20 protein-coding genes and 1 tRNA gene are annotated in these 21,472 nt (G+C 61.2%); 13 read left to right on the top strand and 8 right to left on the bottom strand.

Annotated features, from left to right (window positions below; genetic code table 11):
- Position 1: 1 nt before the first annotated feature.
- On the top strand, positions 2–1,513 hold the full coding sequence (gene trpE, locus ACR3EL_RS07555) for an anthranilate synthase component I (RefSeq protein ID WP_170338448.1): 1,512 nt from the start codon (positions 2–4) through the stop codon (positions 1,511–1,513).
- A gap of 45 nt (positions 1,514–1,558) precedes the next feature.
- Here trpE and ACR3EL_RS07550 read toward each other — a convergent pair whose 3' ends face one another.
- On the bottom strand, positions 1,559–3,022 hold the full coding sequence (locus tag ACR3EL_RS07550; RefSeq protein WP_170338447.1) for a divergent polysaccharide deacetylase family protein: 1,464 nt from the start codon (positions 3,020–3,022) through the stop codon (positions 1,559–1,561).
- Positions 3,023–3,218: 196 nt separating this feature from the next.
- Between ACR3EL_RS07550 and ACR3EL_RS07545 the strand changes: the two genes are divergently transcribed.
- From ACR3EL_RS07545 to lexA, 6 genes are all read left to right on the top strand, one after another.
- The gene (locus tag ACR3EL_RS07545) at positions 3,219–3,800 is read left to right on the top strand and encodes an anthranilate synthase component II (RefSeq protein ID WP_170338446.1); all 582 of its coding nucleotides are present in this window, start codon (positions 3,219–3,221) and stop codon (positions 3,798–3,800) included.
- Positions 3,797–4,816, top strand: coding sequence for an anthranilate phosphoribosyltransferase (gene trpD, locus ACR3EL_RS07540; protein WP_170338445.1), 1,020 nt, complete (start codon positions 3,797–3,799; stop codon positions 4,814–4,816). The genes ACR3EL_RS07545 and trpD overlap by 4 nt, the downstream gene beginning before the upstream one ends.
- Complete coding sequence (trpC, locus tag ACR3EL_RS07535) at positions 4,813–5,625, top strand: indole-3-glycerol phosphate synthase TrpC (RefSeq protein WP_170338444.1); 813 nt, start codon at positions 4,813–4,815, stop codon at positions 5,623–5,625. The genes trpD and trpC overlap by 4 nt, the downstream gene beginning before the upstream one ends.
- Positions 5,625–6,098, top strand: coding sequence for a cyclic pyranopterin monophosphate synthase MoaC (gene moaC / locus ACR3EL_RS07530; RefSeq protein ID WP_170338443.1), 474 nt, complete (start codon positions 5,625–5,627; stop codon positions 6,096–6,098). The genes trpC and moaC overlap by 1 nt, the downstream gene beginning before the upstream one ends.
- On the top strand, positions 6,095–7,267 hold the full coding sequence (locus ACR3EL_RS07525; protein WP_480721041.1) for a molybdopterin molybdotransferase MoeA: 1,173 nt from the start codon (positions 6,095–6,097) through the stop codon (positions 7,265–7,267). The genes moaC and ACR3EL_RS07525 overlap by 4 nt, the downstream gene beginning before the upstream one ends.
- Positions 7,268–7,347: 80 nt before the next feature.
- Positions 7,348–8,046: a transcriptional repressor LexA gene (lexA, locus tag ACR3EL_RS07520; protein WP_093962183.1), complete on the top strand. Its 699-nt coding sequence runs from the start codon at positions 7,348–7,350 to the stop codon at positions 8,044–8,046.
- On the opposite strand, the gene ACR3EL_RS07515 is transcribed toward lexA, so the two are convergent.
- Positions 8,030–10,072, bottom strand: coding sequence for a ComEC/Rec2 family competence protein (locus tag ACR3EL_RS07515; protein WP_480721038.1), 2,043 nt, complete (start codon positions 10,070–10,072; stop codon positions 8,030–8,032). The genes lexA and ACR3EL_RS07515 overlap by 17 nt on opposite strands.
- Before the next feature lie 78 nt (positions 10,073–10,150).
- Between ACR3EL_RS07515 and gltX the strand changes: the two genes are divergently transcribed.
- Together gltX and gltA are read left to right on the top strand one after the other, a co-directional pair.
- Positions 10,151–11,557, top strand: a complete 1,407-nt coding sequence (gltX, locus tag ACR3EL_RS07510) for a glutamate--tRNA ligase (RefSeq protein ID WP_480721036.1) — start codon at positions 10,151–10,153, stop codon at positions 11,555–11,557.
- 114 nt (positions 11,558–11,671) lie between these two features.
- Entirely contained in the window at positions 11,672–12,967 is a 1,296-nt protein-coding gene (gltA, locus tag ACR3EL_RS07505; RefSeq protein WP_170338439.1) for a citrate synthase, read from the top strand.
- 38 nt (positions 12,968–13,005) lie between these two features.
- Here gltA and ACR3EL_RS07500 read toward each other — a convergent pair whose 3' ends face one another.
- Positions 13,006–14,076, bottom strand: coding sequence for a PA0069 family radical SAM protein (locus ACR3EL_RS07500; protein WP_170338438.1), 1,071 nt, complete (start codon positions 14,074–14,076; stop codon positions 13,006–13,008).
- 277 nt (positions 14,077–14,353) lie between these two features.
- Between ACR3EL_RS07500 and ACR3EL_RS07495 the strand changes: the two genes are divergently transcribed.
- Both ACR3EL_RS07495 and ACR3EL_RS07490 read left to right on the top strand, forming a co-directional pair.
- The gene (locus ACR3EL_RS07495) at positions 14,354–15,052 is read left to right on the top strand and encodes a corrinoid protein (protein WP_093962188.1); all 699 of its coding nucleotides are present in this window, start codon (positions 14,354–14,356) and stop codon (positions 15,050–15,052) included.
- A gap of 175 nt (positions 15,053–15,227) precedes the next feature.
- On the top strand, positions 15,228–15,899 hold the full coding sequence (locus ACR3EL_RS07490; RefSeq protein WP_170368494.1) for a DUF1638 domain-containing protein: 672 nt from the start codon (positions 15,228–15,230) through the stop codon (positions 15,897–15,899).
- A 25-nt stretch (positions 15,900–15,924) separates the two neighbouring features.
- Here ACR3EL_RS07490 and ACR3EL_RS07485 read toward each other — a convergent pair whose 3' ends face one another.
- Positions 15,925–16,335: a SufE family protein gene (locus ACR3EL_RS07485; protein ID WP_170368495.1), complete on the bottom strand. Its 411-nt coding sequence runs from the start codon at positions 16,333–16,335 to the stop codon at positions 15,925–15,927.
- Between the two features lie 137 nt (positions 16,336–16,472).
- On the opposite strand from ACR3EL_RS07485, the gene ACR3EL_RS07480 reads away from it, so the two are divergent.
- Positions 16,473–16,997, top strand: coding sequence for a hypothetical protein (locus ACR3EL_RS07480; RefSeq protein ID WP_170338433.1), 525 nt, complete (start codon positions 16,473–16,475; stop codon positions 16,995–16,997).
- A gap of 8 nt (positions 16,998–17,005) precedes the next feature.
- Here the strand turns inward: ACR3EL_RS07480 and rnd are convergent, their stop codons facing one another.
- The 3 genes from rnd to purM all read right to left on the bottom strand — a co-directional run bounded on the left by rnd (position 17,006) and on the right by purM (position 19,916).
- Complete coding sequence (gene rnd / locus ACR3EL_RS07475; protein WP_093962192.1) at positions 17,006–18,163, bottom strand: ribonuclease D; 1,158 nt, start codon at positions 18,161–18,163, stop codon at positions 17,006–17,008.
- Between the two features lie 113 nt (positions 18,164–18,276).
- A complete protein-coding gene (gene purN, locus ACR3EL_RS07470) occupies positions 18,277–18,873 on the bottom strand; it encodes a phosphoribosylglycinamide formyltransferase (RefSeq protein ID WP_170338432.1) in 597 nt (198 codons plus the stop codon).
- Positions 18,870–19,916, bottom strand: coding sequence for a phosphoribosylformylglycinamidine cyclo-ligase (gene purM, locus ACR3EL_RS07465; protein WP_480721032.1), 1,047 nt, complete (start codon positions 19,914–19,916; stop codon positions 18,870–18,872). The genes purN and purM overlap by 4 nt, the downstream gene beginning before the upstream one ends.
- A 106-nt stretch (positions 19,917–20,022) precedes the next feature.
- Here purM and ACR3EL_RS07460 point away from each other — a divergent pair.
- Positions 20,023–20,099: transfer RNA gene (locus ACR3EL_RS07460), tRNA-Ile, on the top strand.
- Between the two features lie 13 nt (positions 20,100–20,112).
- Here ACR3EL_RS07460 and ACR3EL_RS07455 read toward each other — a convergent pair.
- Positions 20,113–21,432: an ATP-binding protein gene (locus ACR3EL_RS07455; RefSeq protein ID WP_170338428.1), complete on the bottom strand. Its 1,320-nt coding sequence runs from the start codon at positions 21,430–21,432 to the stop codon at positions 20,113–20,115.
- Positions 21,433–21,472: the final 40 nt, after the last annotated feature.

Raw genomic sequence — 21,472 nt, 5'->3', positions numbered from 1 at the left:
AATGGCTCTGACACCCGATTTCGACAGCTTTGCCCGCGCCTACGAGGCCGGACAGAACCAAGTCGTTTATACCCGTCTGGCCGCGGATCTGGACACACCGGTTTCGCTGATGCTCAAGCTGACGGGCGCCCAGAAGGACGCCTTCGTCCTTGAATCGGTGACCGGAGGCGAAGTTCGCGGGCGGTATTCGATCATCGGGATGAAGCCGGATCTGATCTGGCGCTGTCGGGGCGAAACCTCGGAATTGAACCGTTCGGCGCGGTTTGATGCGGATGCGTTCGACGCGCAAGATGGCAACCCGATGGACAACCTGCGCGCGCTGCTCGCCGAAAGCGGCATCGACCTGCCCGATGACCTGCCCCAGGCTGCGGCCGGCCTGTTCGGTTATTTGGGATACGACATGGTGCGCCTTGTCGAATACCTGCCGGATGTTAACCCCGATCCTTTGGGCCTGCCGGATGCGATACTGCTGCGCCCGTCGGTGGTTGCGGTCTTGGACGGTGTGAAAGGCGAAGTCACCATTGTGTCTCCGGCCTGGGCCAGCGACGGGCAGTCAGCTAAGGCCGCCTACGCACAAGCGGCCGAGCGTGTGATGGACGCGGTGCGCGACCTGGAACGCGCAATGCCCTCGGAATCGCGGGATTTGGGCGAAGCGCACGAGATCGCGCCGCCGGTATCCAACTTCACCAAATCGGGCTACATGGAAGCCGTGGAAAAGGCCAAGGAGTACATCCAGGCTGGTGACATCTTCCAGGTGGTTCCGGCACAACGCTGGACGCAGGATTTCCCGCTGCCGCCCTTTGCACTGTATCGTTCCTTGCGCCGCACGAATCCGTCGCCGTTCATGTTCTATTTCAACTTCGGTGGCTTTCAGGTGATCGGCGCCAGCCCCGAGATACTTGTGCGCGTGTTCGGCAACGAAGTGACCATCCGGCCGATCGCCGGAACACGTCCCCGTGGTGCGACCCCCGAAGAGGACAAGGCGAACGAGCTGGATTTGCTGGCCGACAAAAAGGAACTGGCCGAGCACCTCATGCTGCTGGACCTGGGCCGCAACGACACAGGTCGCGTGTCCAAAATCGGCACCGTCCGCCCGACCGAGGAATTCATCATCGAGCGCTACAGCCACGTGATGCACATCGTGTCGAACGTTGTGGGCGAGTTGGCCGACGACAAGGATGCCCTGGACGCCTTCTTTGCCGGGATGCCGGCGGGCACGGTGTCAGGCGCACCTAAGGTCCGGGCGATGCAGATCATCGACGAGTTGGAACCCGAAAAGCGCGGTGTCTACGGTGGCGGTGTCGGCTATTTCAGCGCCGGTGGCGACATGGACATGTGCATTGCGCTGCGTACGGCCATCGTGAAGGACCAGAAACTATATATCCAGGCCGGCGGTGGTGTCGTCTATGACAGCGACCCCGAGGCCGAATATATGGAAACCGTGCACAAATCGAATGCGATCAGGCGGGCCGCCGCGGATGCGGCGCGGTTCACCGGATCCGGGAATTCATAAAAAAGGCGGCTAACCTGGCCGCCTTTTCTTCTTTTTCTACACTGATTACTGGATCTGGCTTTTCATCACCGCCGAGATCGGGGCCAGGGCAACTCGGTTGCCGCGATCCTCAAGCCCCCAGAGCAACAACGCCGAAATTGTCTCGGGCCGCAATCGGCCCAGCATCACAACCGCGCCTTCCTGCCCGGCACGAAAAGCGGCCTGGTCCAGAAACCGGCGCATGACCGTTGGATCCTGACGCGCACCGTCGATGTCGCGGAACACCACACTGGATGGAATACCGGCCCGCGCGGCCAGCTTTTGAACGGTATTCAGCCCGTTGTCCTGCACGACCAGCCCACGGCCCGTTCCTGCCGCGATGGCAGCCACCTGATCGGCCAACTTTCGGTTGCCTTGTATCCCGGTGTTCACGCCCTCAAGCAGGCCAACGGTTTCAGGCAAGGTTTCAAGCCAGACCGCCAGCGAAACTTCGGCATCCTGCGCGCTGGCCGCCTTTGGCAGGTCGGTCAAGGCCAGAACCTCGAACCCAGCCTCGCGATAGCGCTTCATCTTCTCCGCCGCTTGCGGATCCGAAGGGCTGACCGCAAAGCTCAGTGGATACGGAAAATCCTTCAGCGCCTCGGCCCCGAACGCACCTTCGTCATCGATCAGGATGATCGACATCAGCGGTTTGGCATCCGGGTTGTCAAAGGCAGCCGCATAAGCATCGATCGGCTTGCCGGGCATGCCCTCACCCTCTGCCGGCTGATCGGCCGGGGCATCATCGCGTTCGGTCAGCGGGATCACGCGTTTGCCGGCAATCGAGGATGAGGCCGTTGCCTGTTCGCCGCCGATCTGGGGCAAGGCCGCGATCCGGGCCCGTTTGCGAGGCTGCGTGTCTTCGTCCCCCTCGACCGCGATCGGGCTGTCGCCGGTTCCGGTCGGTTGATCCGGCTCAGGCGTCGATGGCAGCGCGGCTGTTTCCGGCTCGGGGGTCGCTTCGGGTTCCGCATTTGCCGTGGTCTCTGGTTCGGCGGTCTCGGGCTCGACGGCCGTGACCTCTTGCGCCGGTGGCTGCGGTGCGGTCGGCGGCGTCGCGTCCACAGTGACAGGCTGGACCTCTTCGTCCGGGCTGGACGGAACCGGTCCGGGCGCCGGGGGCGCGGCTGGCGCGTCGGTCGTCACATCGACCGACGCGGCGTCTCCCGCACCCGGGTCGTTCAAGCCTGCCACGGTGTCACCGACCTGCGGACGATCATCCGGCTCGGCCTGAATGCCATCCAGTCCAGTGGCCCCATCCGACGTATCGTCCAGCGCCTCGAGCGCTCGTGGTGCGATTTCGACAAGATCGGAATCCGGACCAGCGCCCTGTACTTCCGTATCCGCCTTGGGCAGATCGGCTTCCGCCGCGGCTGGCGCCGCTGTCTGAATATCCGGTTTGCTGCCAAGTGGCGTGTTCAGGGAAAGCACTGCGCCCAGAACCAACACAACGACCGCGCCGGCGATCATTCCACCGATAAATCCGCCCATCTGTTCTTGCCTCTCGTCTTTCATCCTGCCTCGGCAGCCCGTGCACCGTCTCTGCGGCACTCACCCGTCCGGTCGTCTTGTAGAGGTTGTCCCCTTGACGCTGCCGCACAAGCCTGAGCATGTATGTCCCAACACTATACCGTGGCGCGGGGCTGTATCGCCAGTCCGAATTGCCCAAACACAAGACAAGTGCCAAATGCTGCTGCTGATCGACAACTACGACTCGTTTACCTACAACCTTGTCCACTATTTGGGCGAATTGGGCGCGGAAATGGTCGTGCGCCGCAATGATGCGCTGGATGTGCAGGAAGCAATGGCCATGAACCCTGCCGGCATCTTGCTGAGCCCCGGCCCTTGTGATCCGGACCAGGCCGGGATCTGCCTCGCGCTGACCGAGGCAGCTGCGGAAACGCGCACGCCTTTGATGGGTGTATGTCTGGGTCACCAGACCATTGGTCAGACCTTCGGCGGCAAGGTTGTGCGGTGCCACGAAATCGTGCACGGCAAAATGGGAACCATGCATCACACTGGCAATGGCCTGTTCGCCGGCCTGCCGTCACCGTTTGAGGCGACCCGCTACCACTCACTGGTCGTCGATCGGGATACCCTGCCCGATTGCCTCGAAATCACGGCAGAGTTGGAAGACGGCACCATCATGGGCCTGCAACACAAGGAGCTGCCGATCCATGGTGTTCAATTCCACCCGGAATCGATCGCCTCGGAACACGGCCACGCTCTGCTGAAGAATTTCCTGAACGAAATGAAAGTCCCCGCATGAGTGACGCGCTGAAACCGTTGATCGGAGCTGCGGCCGATCGCGCCCTGACCCGTGCCGAAGCCGAACAGGCCTTTGAGATCCTGTTTGAGGGTCGCGCGACGCCCAGCCAGATCGGCGGTCTGTTGATGGCTATGAGGACGCGCGGCGAAACGGTCGAGGAGTATGCCGCCGCCGCCGCCGTGATGCGAGCGAAATGCAACGCGGTCAAAGCACCAGCGGGCGCGATTGACATCGTGGGGACCGGCGGCGACGGGAAAGGCACACTCAATATCTCGACCGCAACGGCCTTTGTCGTTGCTGGCGCGGGCGTGACCGTGGCCAAGCACGGCAACCGGAATCTCAGCTCGAAATCCGGGGCCGCCGATGCATTGGGACAGATGGGAATCAATGTGATGGTCGGGCCGCAAGTCGTTGAAAATGCTTTGCAGACCGTCGGCATTGGTTTCATGATGGCCCCCATGCATCACCCGGCCATCGCCCATGTCATGCCCACCCGGCAAGAGCTTGGCACCCGAACCATCTTCAACATCCTTGGCCCCCTGACCAACCCCGCCGGCGTCAAGCGGCAGCTGACCGGAGCCTTCAGCCGTGACCTGATCCGACCGATGGCCGAGACCCTTGGCCTGCTTGGGGCCGAGCACGCCTGGCTGGTACATGGCTCGGACGGGACCGACGAGTTGACGATTACTGGCATCAGCTGGGTTGCGTCGCTTGAGGACGGACGGGTGAAAGAGGTTGAACTGCATCCCGAAGATGCGGGCCTGCCGGTTCATCCATTTGAAGATATTCTGGGCGGCACACCCGAGGAAAACGCCGTCGCGTTCCGCGCGTTACTGGATGGCGGGCCGTCGGCCTATCGGGATGCGGTCCTGCTGAACGCGGCTGCGGCCCTTGTGGTCGCCGAAGCTGCACCAGACCTGAAAGAAGGCGTCGAAATGGCCGCCGAAAGCATCGACAGCGGCAAGGCAAAAGACAAGATTGCTGCTTTGGCACAACTCACACAGGAAGCCGCATGACCGAAACCGTTCTGGATAAGATCAAGGCCTACAAGCTGGAAGAAGTCGCCGCCGACAAAGCCCAAGTTCCCCTGGACGAGGTTGAGCAACAAGCCCGCGAAGCGTCTGAGACGCGCGGCTTTGTGGAGGCACTGCGCACGGCCAGTCGCCGCGGGTATGGTCTGATCGCCGAAATCAAGAAAGCAAGCCCGTCCAAAGGGTTGATCCGTGAGGATTTCGATCCGCCCGCGCTGGCAAAGGCCTACGAAGAAGGCGGCGCCGCCTGCCTTTCGGTTTTGACCGACACACCAAGCTTTCAGGGTGCCAAGGAATTCCTGACCGCGGCCCGGGCTGCATGCTCGCTTCCGGCATTACGCAAGGACTTCATGTATGATCCCTATCAAGTGGTCGAAGCGCGCGCACTGGGCGCCGACTGTATCCTGATCATCATGGCATCGGTGGACGACCAGCAAGCCGCCGAACTGGAACAGACCGCGTTTGACTGGGACATGGATGTCCTGATCGAGGTACATGACGAGGCCGAGCTTGAGCGCGCGGCCGATCTAAAAAGCCCCCTCATCGGGATAAACAACCGCAATCTCAAGACGTTCGAAACTTCGCTTGATACCACTCGACGCTTGTCCAAGCTGGTTCCCGCTGACCGCATGATCGTGTGCGAAAGCGGGCTGAACACTCCGGAAGACCTAGCGGATATCGCCCGCTATGGTGCCCGGTGTTTCCTGATCGGAGAAAGCCTCATGCGGCAGCAGGACGTCGCCGCCGCAACCCGTCACATCCTGTCGAACCCGCTGGTGCCGGGGGTCATGTGATGCCCCTGACGCATTTTGACAGCGACGGCCAGGCCCATATGGTCGATGTATCGGACAAGGACACGACAAACCGGGTCGCCGTTGCCGCGGGCCACGTGAAAATGGCGCACCAAACCTTTGAAATCATTTCCGAAGGCCGCGCGAAGAAGGGCGATGTTCTCGGGGTTGCCCGGTTGGCCGGAATAATGGGGGCAAAGAAAACACCGGACCTGATTCCGCTGTGCCATCCCTTGCCTGTCACCAAAGTGTCGGTCGACCTGACATTGGACCCTGACCTGCCCGGCGTGCAGATCGAAGCGACGGTCAAGACCACCGGACAGACTGGCGTCGAGATGGAGGCCCTGACAGCCGTGTCTACCGCAGCGCTGACCGTCTATGACATGGCCAAGGCCGTTGACAAGGGGATGGAAATCGGCGGCATCCATGTTCTGCTGAAAGATGGCGGAAAATCCGGTCGTTACGAGGCGAAATGATAACGGTTGAAGAAGCCCGACAGCTGCTGTTCGGCCTGGTAGCCACCATGCCCGAAGAGAAGATTGCGCTGGCTGACGCGGCCGGCCGAGTGCTGATGCGGGATGTCAAAGCCGAGCGGGACCAACCCCCGTTTGCCGCCTCTTCAATGGATGGATATGCGCTGAAGTCGGCCGAGGTTGAACGTCACGCGATGTTCAAGGTCATCGGTGAGGCCGCCGCTGGCCAGCGTTTCACGGGTACGCTGGGCCCGGGTCAGGCGGTTCGGATCTTCACCGGGGCTCCGGTCCCCGAGGGGGCAGATTTCGTCGTCATCCAGGAAGATACCGACCGGCGCGGCGATCTGTTGACGATCACGGAAGAACCCGGCCAAAAAACCAACATCCGACCGGCAGGCGTGGATTTTACCATCGGCGATACGGTTAGTGCACCGCGAGTTCTCTCGCCCGAAGATCTTGCATTGCTGGCGGCGATGAATGTTCCAACCGTCTCAGTGGCCAGCAAACCTCAGATCGCGCTGATCGCTACGGGAAACGAGCTGGTCATGCCGGGCGAAACTCCGGGACCTGACCAGATCATTGCCTCAAACTCGTTTGGCATCAAAGCGTTGCTCGAGAATGCTGGCGCAAATGTTCGCATGTTGCCAGTGGCACAGGACACCCTGTCATCGCTGGAAACCGCGTTTGGCTTGGCCGAAGGCTCCGATCTGGTCGTGACAATTGGCGGAGCGTCGGTGGGTGACTACGACCTTGTGGCCGAAGCATCGCATCGGCTGGGGCTCAAGCAATCCTTCTACAAGGTCCTGATGCGCCCCGGCAAGCCGCTGATGGCCGGGCGGCTGGGTGATGCGACGATGATCGGGTTGCCCGGCAACCCGGTCAGCGCGATGGTTTGCGGATATCTCTTCCTGGTCCCCTTGGTCAAAAAGATGCTGGGCATCCAGACTGTTGACCCGATTCTCCATCAGGCCATCTTGTCGGATGCCCTTCCACCAAACGGCCCGCGCGAGCATTACATGCGCGCTCGATTGGAAAGCAATGGGATACGCGCATTCGAGGATCAGGACAGTTCGCTGCTCAGCGTTCTGGCGCGGTCGAACGCCTTGCTGATGCGCCCTCCAAACGATCCCGCGCGGGCTGCGGGGGAAACGGTGTCCTACCTGGCCATCTAGGTTCAGTCGGCAAATCCATTGACACAAAACGTGAACATGCGTAGAACAAAAGAAAACGTATGGGCAACGAGGTGTGAGCGATGCTGACCAAGAAGCAATTGGATTTGCTGGAATTCATCCACAAACGCGTTCAGGCGGACGGTGTTCCACCCAGCTTTGACGAAATGAAAACGGCGTTGGACCTGAGATCCAAATCCGGCATCCATCGGTTGATCACCGCGCTGGAAGAGCGTGGGTTCATTCGGCGTCTCGCCCACAGGGCGCGCGCGATCGAGATCGTGAAACTGCCCGAAAGTCTGGGGGGCGAGCCGACCGCCGGCTTCACGCCCCGCGTGATCGAAGGTGACAAGCCCAGCGTGCCCCGCCCCGCCAATGTCGAGCCTGTGTCGGTGGACGCTCTCGAACTTCCGGTGATGGGCAGAATTGCCGCCGGTGTTCCGATCGAGGCGATCAGCCACGTTTCCCATCATGTTGCGGTACCGGGCACGATGGTATCGGGCCGTGGCGAACACTATGCCCTTGAGGTGCGCGGAGATTCCATGATCGACGCCGGTATCAATGACGGGGACGTGGTCGTGATCCGCGAAACATCTTCGGCAGACAATGGCGACATTGTCGTGGCCTTGGTCGAAGACCAGGAAGCAACCCTCAAAAGGTTCTTCCGGCGCGGCCAGGCGATCGCGCTCGAGGCTGCCAACCCCGCCTACGAAACGCGGGTATTGCCCGAGGACAAGGTCAAGGTCCAAGGGCGTCTGGTCGGACTTATTCGGACTTACTGAAGCCGTCGGGCCGAGCCGGTGACCAAAGGCGCGGCCCCGTCGCATCAGCGCTGCTGAACAGCTTTCCTTGGCGGATCGCAAGGCTTCCGGTCTTTCGCAGTCGATCTGGATCAAAAACGGCGCAGTCACCAGTCAGCTTGATCGGCACAGCAGAGACCACGAGTTCGCCCGGGTGGCAAACGGTGACCTGCTGGGCCGCGCGCTTGCCCGTGATGTGGACCAGCTGGAATTTCTCGAAAGGGTATCGCTGAACAAGATCTGGGGCCGATGGCCACCGGCCTGCAGCCTCCGGCTGGGTTGCTCCGTCTCCATCGTTTTCAAGCCAGACCGAAGCGACGAACCCAGCGCCCTTTTCCTTGCTCAACGCGCGGCCCCGCTCGGTCATCACCCCAACCAAACCACCTGAATCGGCGATCAGCACCTCGGGTCGCTGGCCTTGTCCCCAGAATACGGCGGCAAACGCCATCGGAAAAACTCCGACCCAGCGGCTGCGTCCCTGCCACAAAACGACCCACAGCGCACCCAAGGAAAACAGCGGCAGGACAAAACCGGGCGAGCTGGCAACAAAGCTCCGCGCACCATCCAGGCCGGACACCCAGTCCGAAACGGCCAGGATCCACGCCAGCCCGAAACCCATCACATGGATCGCCACGGCCTCGATCCCGAAAGGCGCGAGGATCGCTGCCAGAACTGCCGAGGGAACCACGACGGATCCCATAACCGGCACGGACAGGGTGTTGGCCAGCAAGCCGTAGTGCGAAACCATGTTGAAATGCGCCGCACCAATTGGGGCGGTCGCCAAACCAGCGACCGCCGAGGAGCACAGAAGCCCACCCACCGGGCGCAACCACTTGGGCGCTCTTGGAACCTCGACGTCGCGAAGGGCACCGAAAACCGCGACCAGTGCTGTCGTGGCGGCAAAGGACATCTGAAAACCGGGGCTGAGCAATGATTCAGGGCGAAGAAACAGCACCAACAGCGCGGCAACCGCGACGGCCCGCAAGGATATGGCACGCCGATCGATCAAAACTGCCCCAAACAGAACCGATACCATCACGAAGGCGCGCTCGGTCGCGACATTGCCCCCAGAAAGCAACAGATAGAGCGTTGCAGCGATCAGCGCGCAGACCGCGGCAACCTTGCGAACCGGCCACCGCAACGCCAAGGCGGGCAAGGCCGCAAGCAGTACCCGGCAAGTCACAAAGACGAACCCCGTCAACAACCCCATATGCAGGCCGGAGATTGCAAGCAGATGGGCAAGGTTCGACGCACGCAAATTGTCCAAAGCGGCGGCGCTGATGCCGCTGCGATCCCCGGTCGAAACAGCTGCGGCAAAGCCGCCGACATCACCTGGCAGCACTTCTCTCACTCTGTCGGAAATGGCCATGCGCACGGCAGCGATACGCACCCCGGCCTCAAAGCGGGACGGAGCGGCGGTGACCACTGGCGTGCGCGCGTATCCGACCGCGCCCAAGCGCTGAAACCAGGCGTGTCTGCGAAAATCAAAGCCGCCGGGTTCGACGGGACCTTGCGGCGGTGACAGATGGGCCGTCGTCATAACGCGTTGCCCTGGCACAATCGGTACATGGTCGCCATGCAACGAAAGTCGGATGCGCCGCGGGGCTTGGTCCGACGGCACGTCCCCGATCCGTACCTGGTCCAGCGTAACCCGCAGCGCATCCGAAGCAGAGCGATCCAACGCCACGACCCTCCCCTCAACCGGGCCGTAATAGCGCCATTTCAAAACCGGCTCTGCAACCATGTGAGCGCGAGCACCCGCCAGGATGAACCCAACGGCGACCAGCGCCCCCCCTATTGCCAACGGAGCCCAGGCAGACGACATCCGGCGGCTGGCCCAAATGGCAAGCAGGACCAACCCGGACAGGCCGGAATAAATCCGCGCATCCGGCTCGAACCGGATTGCGAAATACAGGCCTATGCCGATGGCCAGACAAACCGGAGACCAAGGCAAAAGGTGCCCTCGCTGGTTTAGCAACGCACCTTCGACCCACGCCACAACACGCATGGTTGCCCCCGTCCTTGAGGCTCGTTAGACAGGCTCAACTCTACGCTCAACGCGGTTACCAAAAGGTTAATCACTACAATGTCCGATCAGGTCGTCACCCGATTTGCACCCTCGCCCACCGGCTATCTGCACATTGGCGGAGCCCGTACTGCGCTGTTCAATTGGCTTTACGCCCGCGGTCGTGGCGGAAAGTTCCTGCTGCGGATCGAAGACACGGACCGCGAACGGTCAACGCCCGAAGCGACCGAGGCAATCCTCAAGGGCATGAGCTGGCTCGGGCTCGACCACGACGGAGATGTCATCAGCCAGTTCGAGGGCGCAGCTCGTCACGCCGAAGTCGCCCACCAGCTGCTGGCAGAAGGCAAAGCATACAAGTGCTTTGCAACCCAGGAAGAGATCGCGGCCTTTCGTGAACAGGCCCGGGCCGAAGGCAAGTCGACCTTGTTCTGCAGCCCGTGGCGCGACGCCGATCCCAGCACCCACCCCGATCGCCCCTTCGTTGTGCGGATCAAGGCTCCGCAGGACGGCACAACCGTCATCCGCGACAAGGTCCAGGGTGACGTGACCATCCGAAACGATCAGCTGGACGACATGGTCCTCCTGCGTTCGGACGGCACACCGGTCTATATGCTGGCGGTGGTCGTTGATGACCACGACATGGGTGTGACGCATGTCATTCGCGGCGACGACCACCTGAACAACGCGGCGCGGCAGATGATGATCTATGAAGCCATGGGCTGGAAGGTTCCGGTTTGGGCGCACATCCCGCTGATCCACGGCCCTGACGGCAAGAAACTCAGCAAGCGGCACGGCGCGTTGGGCGCGCAGGAGTATCAGGCCATGGGCTATCCTGCCGCCGGTATGCGAAACTACCTGGCGCGCCTGGGCTGGAGCCACGGGGACGACGAGTTTTTTACAGATGAACAGGCCAAGGAATGGTTCGACCTGGACGGAATTGGGAAAAGCCCGGCGCGGTTCGATCTGAAAAAGCTCGAGAACTTGTGCGGACAGCACATCGCCATATCCGATGATGCTGCATTGCGGCAAGAAATCGAAGAATATCTGGACGCCGCTGGCCTGCCTGCGCTGACAGAAACACAATCGGGTGATTTGGAACGTGCGATGTATTGCCTCAAGGATCGGGCGCGTACATTTCCGGAACTCCTTGAAAAGGCGAATTTTGCACTGACTTCGCGACCGATCGAGCGCGATGAGAAGGCAGAAAAGGCGCTGAGTTCTGTATCCGACGGTATACTGGATCAATTGACGCCGCAGCTGCAAAATGCTAGCTGGACCCGGAACGAACTGGAGGAGACCCTCAATTCGTTTGCCGAGGCAAACGGGTTGAAGTTCGGCAAGCTGGCTGGCCCCCTCAGGGCTGCGTTGGCGGGTCGGGCCGTCACACCTTCGGTTTTTGACATGATGCTCGTGCTGGGTCGGGATGAGACCATTGCACGGATTTCTGATGCAGCGGCACAGTCCTGACTTCACATTCGGGTAACGCTGCTCCGCTACGACCTGACTCGCGCAGACTTGCGCGATCACCGCCCGTTTTGTCGGTCAGCGAGCCGGCATTCGTATGATTGAGGAAGGGAAAACATGACCGAGAGCAACAAGACAGCGACTCTGACCGTCCACGGAAAAACCTATGAGTTGCCGGTTCATTCGCCAACGGCCGGACCCGACGTAGTCGACATCCGCAAGCTCTACGGTCAGGCCGGCGTGTTCACCTACGACCCGGGCTTCACTTCGACCGCAAGCTGCGACAGCACCATCACCTATATCGACGGTGAAAAGGGCGAATTGCTGCACCGTGGCTATCCGATCGACCAACTGGCCGAGAAATCGCACTTCCTCGAAGTGTGCTTCCTGCTTCTGTACGGGTACCTGCCCAAGGCCGACGAACTGGAAGAGTTCGAAACGACCATCACCCGCCACACGATGATCCACGAGCAGATGCACTATTTCTTCCGTGGCTTCCGCCGCGACGCGCATCCGATGGCTACGATGGTGGGCGTGGTCGGAGCCATGTCGGCTTTCTATCACGACTCGACTGACGTGGGCGACGAGCGCCAGCGCGAAATCGCGACGCACCGCCTGATCGCCAAAATGCCGACAATTGCGGCGATGGCATACAAATACTCGATCGGTCAGCCGTTCATCTACCCGCGCAATGACTTGGACTACGCGTCGAACTTCCTGTACATGTGCTTCGCCGTTCCGGCCGAGGACTACGTCGTCAACCCGATCCTCAGCCGCGCCATGGACCGGATTTTCACCCTGCACGCCGATCACGAACAGAACGCCTCGACTTCGACCGTGCGTCTGGCTTCGTCGTCGGGCGCGAACCCGTTCGCCTGCATCGCGGCCGGTATCGCCTGCCTCTGGGGCCCGGCGCACGGCGGCGCCAACCAGGCCTGCCTCGAGATGCTGGAAGAGATCGGCAGCGTCGACCGCATCCCCGAGTTCATCGAACGCGCCAAGGACAAGAACGATCCGTTCCGCCTGATGGGCTTTGGTCACCGCGTGTACAAGAACTTTGACCCGCGCGCCAAAGTGATGAAGCAGTCGGCCGATGAGGTTCTGGACTTGCTGGGCATCGAGAACAACCCGAAACTGCAGGTCGCCAAGGCGCTTGAGAAACAGGCACTGGAAGATCCGTATTTCGTCGACAAGAAGCTGTTCCCGAACGTCGATTTCTACTCGGGCATCATTCTCGAGGCGATGGGTTTCCCGACCTCGATGTTCACCCCGATCTTCGCCCTGTCGCGCACCGTTGGCTGGGTCAGCCAGTGGAAAGAAATGATCGCCGATCCTCAGAACAAGATTGGCCGCCCGCGCCAGCTGTATCTGGGCGAAACTCTGCGCGACTACGTCGACATCGAAAACCGCTGAGACAGACAAAAGGCCCCGCCATCGAGCGGGGTCTTTTCTTATTGGAACAGTGACAATTGATCCCCGGCCCGCGCAGGCCGGGCAAAGAGGTCGCAACGCAGTTTGGGAGTTGTGGTCGCCAATCCAAATCGCGCAATCGCAGACTTGAACCGCTTGGCGACCATTTCGGCGTAGACCCCCTCGCCGCGCATCCGATGCCCCCACCGCGGGTCGTAGTCCCTGCCCCCGTGCATTTCGCGCAACCGCGCCATGACCTTTTCGGCGCGACCGGGCTCGTGCTCGGACAACCACTCCTGCCACAGTTGAGAGACTTCGCGGGGCAACCGTAGCATGATCCAACTGGCCGCATCCGCGCCTGCGTCGCGGCCCGCCTCCAACAGCGCTTCAAGCTCGTGATCGGTCAGTCCCGGAATGATCGGGGACGTCATGACGCGCACGGGAATCCCGGCCTCGGTCAACTTTCGGATCGTGCGCAGCCGACGTTTTGGTGCAGGGGCACGCGGTTCCATCCGCCGCGACAGGCCATCATCCAACGTGGTCAGCGAGATGCCGACCCTGACCAGCCCGAGGGCGGCCATCGAAGCGAGAATGTCGATATCCCGTTCGATCAAAGCACCCTTGGTCACGATCGCAACCGGGTGGTTGAAATCTCTCAGAACCTCCAGGCAGGCCCTTGTGATTGAACGTGTTTTTTCGATCGGCTGATACGGGTCCGTATTTGTACCCAGCGCAATCGGCGCCACCTTGTACCGCGCGGACGAAAGCTCGCGCGCAAGCACATCAGGCGCGTTCGGACGTGCGATCAGTCGCGTTTCGAAATCCAACCCGGCAGATAGACCGAGATATGCATGTGTGGGTCGGGCAAAGCAGTAGACGCAACCGTGTTCGCACCCGCGATACGGGTTGATCGACCGGTCAAATGGCAGATCGGGTGACTTGTTGTAGGTGATCAGAGACTTCGCGACCTCGTCCCGAACCGAGGTTCGCAAGGGAGGCAGAGGCTCGGGATCCTCCCAGCCGTCATCGACCGCTTCGTGCGCATACGCCTCGTACCGACCAGCATCGTTCGATACGGCACCTCGCCCGGAAATAGTGTGGCGCAACGGCATATTTGTTCCCTCTTTGTTCACGTAATTCCTAGCATCTGCGGGTTTCCGCGGCAAGTCTGCCATCACAGTTGCCGGCCTTGTCTCAAGCACAGAACCCATGAATACCGCTCAGAAAGATCATGTGAAATTTGGCGTCGAGCGCGGCAAGATTTTCACCTATAGGTCGGTCTCGGAACCGCCGAGGTCGCAATCGTCACAGTCTAACTGCGGCGAAATGGCCAAAACGGGAAAAACAGCCACCAAGGGCGCAAGGCCCGCCAGCTCAGGGAAATGACCCATGTCCGATGAAGAAGACATCGTCCTGTCGGAACTCAACGACGACGAACTCGTCGAACAGATGTTTGATGACCTCTACGATGGTCTGAAGGAAGAGATCGAAGAAGGCGTGAACATCCTGCTGGAACGTGGATGGGCACCTTATGACATTCTGACCAAGGCGCTTGTCGGCGGCATGACTATCGTCGGCCAGGATTTCCGCGACGGCATCCTGTTCGTGCCCGAAGTTCTGCTGGCCGCCAACGCGATGAAGGGCGGCATGGCCATCCTCAAGCCTCTGCTGGCGGAAACCGGCGCTCCGCGCGTTGGCAAGATGGTGATCGGCACCGTCAAGGGCGACATCCACGACATCGGCAAGAACCTCGTCTCGATGATGATGGAAGGCGCCGGTTTCGAGGTTGTCGATATCGGCATCAACAATCCGGTCGAAAACTACCTGGAAGCGCTTGAAACCGAGCAGCCTGATATTCTGGGCATGTCGGCCCTGCTGACGACGACCATGCCGTACATGAAAGTGGTCATCGACACGTTGGTCGAACAGGGCAAGCGTGACGATTACATCGTGCTGGTAGGCGGCGCCCCGCTGAACGAAGAGTTCGGCAAGGCGATCGGCGCTGACGCCTATTGCCGGGACGCGGCGGTTGCGGTCGAAACCGCCAAGGAGTTCGTCTCGCGCAAGCACAACCAACTGGCGGGTTGATCCTGCACGCCTTGTTTTGTCAAAGCCGCCTGTCCGGGCGGCTTTTTCATTTCCGGGCCGTGGCATCACAACGAGATCGAAACTCAGGTGCCGAGTGTGTGATCCCAAAGGCCGCGAACTTGCATCCGGGGCTTTTTCGCAGTCATTTGACATTGGAACCTTGCGGAGGCGACACATGCCGCAGCATGACATACCTGACGACAAATGCCTGACGGAACAGGGGTTTGACGAAATGGATTCACAGCAAAGCATCCTGTTGATCGCCTGCGGTGCGTTGGCGCGCGAGATTCTGGATCTGAAGACACGCAACGGCTGGGACCACCTTGCACTGACGTGCCTGCCTGCCATCCTGCATGTCTATCCCGAACGGATCACTCAGGCTGTCGAGGATGCCGTCGCCAAGCATCGCGACCAGTATGACCGGATTTTTGTCGTCTATGCCGATTGCGGGACCGGCGGACTGTTGGAGCAGGCGTGTAAACGGCTGGGTGTCGAAATGGTGCGGGGGCCGCACTGCTATTCCTTCTTCGAAGGAAACGAAAAATTCGCCGAACGCGGCGACGATGAGACTACGGCCTTCTACCTGACCGACTTTCTGGCCAGACAATTCGATGCGTTCGTCTGGAAGCCGCTGGGGCTGGATCGGCACCCGGAACTGCGCGACATGTATTTCGGAAATTACACCAAGCTGATCTACCAGGCGCAGACAGATGACCCCGAACTGACCCGTCGGGCACAGGAATGCGCGGAGCGGATGGGGCTGGAGTTCGAACGCCGTTTCACCGGATATGGCGATCTCCAGACCACGCTGACAGACTGGGCCGGCGCACGCCCCAAATCTTCCTGATTGGCCCCCGAGTGGCGAACCCGGCTCAGGCGTTTTCGCGCGCTACGTCTCGGATTCGGTCGATCATCGCACGCACACCGTTTGACCGCTGGGCCGACAGATGTTCATTCAACCCCAATCGGGCAAGCTCGGCCGCGGCGTCGACCTTCTCCACTTCGGCAACGGGCAAACCGTTGTAAAGCGAGCGCAATACAGCAATCAGACCACGCACGATCAGCGCATCGCTGTCGCCGTCAAACCGAAAAACACCATTTTCGATCACCGGATGAAGCCAGACCTGACTGGCGCAGCCATGGACTTTGGTTGCCGGCACCTTCAAGGCGTCATCCAGCGGAGCCATCGCCTTGCCCTGCTCGATCACGTGGCGGTACCGGTCTTCCCAGTCCTCAAGGAACTCGAAATCCTCGACAATCTCCTCAAAGGCAGGCGTGGCCATGAACGTGGGTCCTCTGGTTGCGGTTCTGGTTCTGACCTAAGTCGCCCGATGTCCGGTGTCCACCCCTATGGGCGGCTTTTCAAACGACCCAAAGTAGGCTACCCAGTGCGAGTAATACCTTGCAAAGCTTTGGGTCCATGCAAAAAACTGTTTCCGTCCTTCTCGTCACCCTGTTGACCCTGTCCGCCTGCAGCAGCTGGCGCGATTCCCGGGCAAACCCGTCGAACTGGTTCGGGAACAGCACCCCTGCCCCGGTCGAGACATCGGCCAGCGACGCAGATGCGCTGGTGCCGAAGCAAAGCTCGGGCCGGGGACTGTTCGCGCGCCCTGAACCCGAAGATACCAGCGTACCGATCACCACCATCACTGAGCTGCGGATCGAGCCGAACGCCTCGGGTGCCATCGTTGTCGCGCAAGGCACCGCCTTCCGCCAGGGCGCCTATGACGCAAAGCTCACCTTCGTCGAATCCGAGGAAAACCGGAAGAACGGCGTTATGGAGTTCGTTTTCCGCGTGAACTACCCGACCTATGCCACTGCGCAGGGGCCCGAACGTACGCGTGAAGTGACCGATGCAGTCAATGTCAGCCGTCAGGACCTTGAAGGCATTCGTCTGATCCGCGTGGTCGGTCAGCAGAACGCCTTGGAATCGCGTCGGCGCTGAAATCAATCTTACAGGGGGACGACCTGAACAGTTTGCCCCTTCGCTGCCAAGGCAATCTCGCCTCTGCAAAGTTTGAGCGCGTCCTCGCCAAAGACCTCGAACCGCCAGCCGGACATCGCAGCAACGTCACGGTCCCCAGCCGCGATCTGATCCAGCTCCGAGCTGGTCGCGATGAGCTTGGCCGCGACCCCTGCGGTTTCCGTCTTTGACTTCAGCAAAACTCGCAGCAAGTCAGCCAGCGCAGGGTTCACCTTGATCTTGTCCCGGCTGTTGTCCACTTTGGGAAGATCCTCTGGCGGGCAATTCACACCTGCCTGCACGGCGGCCAGAATCCCGTCGGCGATGGCACCTTTGCGCGCTTCGCGCAGCAGCAAACGCGAGCCGCCCAGATCAGCATGCGTGCGTGGTTTGGTCGACGCCAGTTCTACCAGCGCATCATCCTTGAATACACGGCTTCGCGGCACGTTGTTTTGTTGGGCATATTCCTCGCGGAACCGGGCAAGCTCCCGCACCACCGCAAGGAACTTGGCCGAGTTGGTCCGGGTCTTGACCCGCCGCCATGCCTCTTCGGGGCGGATGTCATAGGTTGCGGGATCGGTCAGAACGCGCAACTCCTCCGCTACCCAATGGCTGCGTTTGGACTTTTCCAGCTCGGCGGCCAGATGTTCATAGATTTTGCGCAGATGCGTCACATCCGCCAGCGCATAGGTCTGCTGCGCCTCACTCAGCGGGCGCCGCGACCAATCGGTAAACCGCGAGGTCTTGTCCAGACCCTGTTTGCAGATCTTGCGAACCAGCGTTTCATAGCCAACCTGTTCGCCGAAACCGCAAACCATCGCAGCGACCTGCGTATCGAAAAGCGGTTTGGGGAAAATGCCGGCTTCTACCCAGAAAATCTCAAGGTCCTGGCGGGCGGCATGGAACACTTTGACGACGTTTTCGTTTTGGAACAATTCGTAAAGCGGCTCCAGCGACAACCCGTCTGCCAGCGGATCGACCAATACCGCGCTGTCCTCGTCTTCAGAGGGCACAGCCAACTGCACCAGACATAGCTTGGAGTAGTAGGTCCGCTCGCGCAGGAATTCGGTGTCGACGGTCACATAGGGGTGTTGGGCGGCAGCCTTGCAGAAGTCAGCCAACTCTCGCGTGGTTTTGAGGGTCTTCATGCGCTTGCTATTCTTGCTCTTGCTCTGGTCATTGCCCGTTGGTTTCTTCTGCCCCGAGCGCTTGGCCAGACCATAGGCCGAATTGGCCGCTCATGTAAATCTCTGGCGCAAGATCAGGGGAGTAACACCGGTGCGCGATCGCCACGGGCAAAGCGCTCCAGAACCGCCGGATACAGCTTGTGTTCCCAGGCCAGCACCTTCCGAGCAAGCGAATCCGGGGTGTCGCCGGGTTCGACCAGAACCCGCGCCTGACCCAGGATCGGACCGTCATCCAGCGCCGCGGTGACCTCGTGGACGGTGCAGCCGTGTTCGGCATCCCCGGCGGCGATGGCGCGGGCGTGGGTGTTGAGCCCTTTGTACTTGGGCAGCAGCGAGGGGTGGATATTCAGCATCCGCCCCTGAAACCGGGACACGAAATCGCCAGTCAGCACGCGCATGAACCCCGCCAGGCAGATGATGTCGGGCTTGGCTTCCAGCAGCGGCTTGCACAACTCGGCCTCAAATGCGGCGCGGTCGCCGCCGAACGGCCGGTGATCGACCACGGCCGTGGCAATCCCGCGATCCGCAGCCTTGGCCAGTCCGCCAGCATCTGCATTGTTCGACAGAACCAAACAAGGCCGCGCCGGGTGGTCGCCTGTCATGCTGTCGACCAGCGACACCATGTTCGACCCGCCCCCGGAAATCAGGATGGCGACGCGCTTGTGGCTCACAGCAGCTTGCCTGCGTAGCTGACGCCCGCCCCTTCGGTGACCGATCCGATGCGCGCGACGCTCTCGCCGGCATCCGTCAGCAGGGCGGCCAGGTCATCTGCGCGGTCGGCGGCACAGACGACGATCATGCCGATCCCGCAGTTGAAGGTCTTGAGCATTTCCGCCTCGGCGATGCCCCCGGTTTCCGCCATCCACCTGAACACCGGCGGCAGGTCCCAGGCATTCAGGTCGATTTGCGTACCCAGATCGTCGGGCAGCACGCGCGGCAGGTTCTCGGTCAGCCCGCCGCCGGTGATATGCGCCAGCGCATGCACACCACCGGCCCGGATCGCGGCCAAGGCGGGTTTGACATAGAGCCGCGTGGGCGTCAGCAGCGCCTCTCCCAAAGGCCCGTCGCAGAAGGGCGAGTCCGCGTCCCATCCCAAGCCCGAGATCTGAACCAGCTTACGCACCAGCGAATAGCCGTTGGAATGCACCCCGTCCGAGGCCAGCCCCAGCAGAACATTCCCGGCCTGCACACCGGCAGGCAGATCGCTGCCGCGCTCCATCGCGCCGACGGCAAAGCCGGCCAAGTCAAAATCGCCATCGGGGTACATCCCCGGCATTTCGGCGGTCTCACCCCCGATCAAGGCACATCCCGAGCGGACGCAGCCCTCGGCGATGCCTTCGATGATCCGCGCGGCAGTGTCAGTGTCCAGCTTGCCTGTTGCGAAGTAATCCAGGAAGAACAGCGGCTCGGCCCCCTGACAGATCAGGTCGTTCACGCACATGGCCACCAGGTCGATGCCCACACCATCGACCACGCCCGTGTCGATCGCGATCCGCAGCTTGGTGCCCACGCCATCGGTTGCCCCCACCAGGATCGGGTCGGAAAACCCTGCCCCCTTCAGGTCAAACAGCGCGCCGAACCCGCCAAGGCCGCTCATGACGCCGGGGCGGTTCGTCCGCTTGGCGGCGGGCTTGATCCGGTCAACCAGGGCATTGCCCGCATCGATGTCCACACCCGCATCTGCATAGGTGATGCCGTTCTTGCCCGCTGTCATGGCCGTTCCCTCATGAATGCTTTCAGCGCGGGTTAGTCGATTGTGCGCCGCGTTGCAACGGTCAGGCTTGACGCGGCTGTTCTGCGTGGTACCCAAGCGCTCAGGCGGGCCTGTAGCTCAATTGGTTAGAGCAGAGCGCTCATAACGCTTTGGTTGGGGGTTCGAGTCCCTCCGGGCCTACCATATTCGGCCGAAATCACCGCCCGATGATGATGTCTGCGCACAAACCGCCCAAGCGCTCGCTTTGTCCCAAGCGTAAAACACCGCCGTGGACACGAGCAATATCTGCAACGATCGCCAGCCCGAGGCCCACCCCGCTGCCCTGATTCTGGTTCCGCGACGGGTCCAACCGGCTGAACGGCTTCACCGCCTCGGTCCGCTGTTCAGGCGGGATGCCGGGGCCATCATCCTCAACCCGAATGCGCAGCGATTTGTCGGTCAGAGTCATGCTGACCATCGCGTGCGACCCGTAGCGCACCGCGTTGCCGATCAGGTTTTCCACGGCGCGGCGGATCGCAGTCGGACGCAGCATCACTGCACCCTGCCCTTCGAGCGGCAGCAACTCGACACTTTGCCCGGCCCGTTGCGCATCATCCACGATCGAGCGCAAAAGCTCATCCGGACGAACCTCGACCTGCTCGCCCTCGGACGCGCCACGCGAGAAATCAAGGAAGGCATCCAGGAGTGACTGCATTTCGTTCACGTCCTGAAGCAGCGGCTTTGCATCTTCCTCGGGCAGCATCGACAGGCCAAGCTTGAGCCGGGTCAGAGGTGTTCGCAGGTCATGGCTGACACCCGACAGCATCAGGGTCCGCTGCTCGATCTGCCGCTCGATCCGGGCGCGCATGTCAAGAAACGCGCTGCCAGCGGCCCGCACCTCGACGGCCCCTCCGGGGGTGAACGGCACGACCCGACCGCGACCAAAAGCCTGCGCCGCATCGGCCAGCCGAGTGATCGGCCGCAACTGATTGCGCATGTACAAGAACGAAATCGAGGTCATGATCACCGCAAAGAACAGCATCGTGACGATCAACTGGTGCGGGGCGACCGTCGACAGACGCCGGCGATCGAAGCCAAGCTCCAAAACACCCAGATGGGTGTTCAAGAACAAAGTCGCGACCTGACTGTCCGGCAACGATACCGCTACGAGGTTCGGCAGCAGCTCTCGAAGATCAGCGTCGATCTGCGGTGCGATGAAATCATACCAGCGCCGAGGTTCAATCGTAGGCGTTTCGTTGATCCCCAGAAACCGGGCCTGCATGTCCAGCACCCTCAGATCCGGGCGCACCGCGGCCAACGCCTGCTGTTGGGTTTCGGCACCCTGAATATCTTCCAGAACCAGCCGCACTTCGCGCGACGCTGCGCGGGTCATCTGACCGGTCACATCCTCGAGGTGTTCACGCACGAATGCCACCGACACCACCAACAGAACCACGATCACCGGCAGCACCAGAATCAGGGCCGCCCGGGCATACAAGCTGCGGGGCAAATAGGGTTTGAGCCAGCGCGAGGACATGCGCTAAACCTAGCGGGCTGCTCCGCCAAGAGAAAGAGGC

Source organism: Ruegeria sp. BJ3, from assembly GCF_056535665.1.
This window is presented reverse-complemented; position numbering and strand designations above follow the sequence as displayed.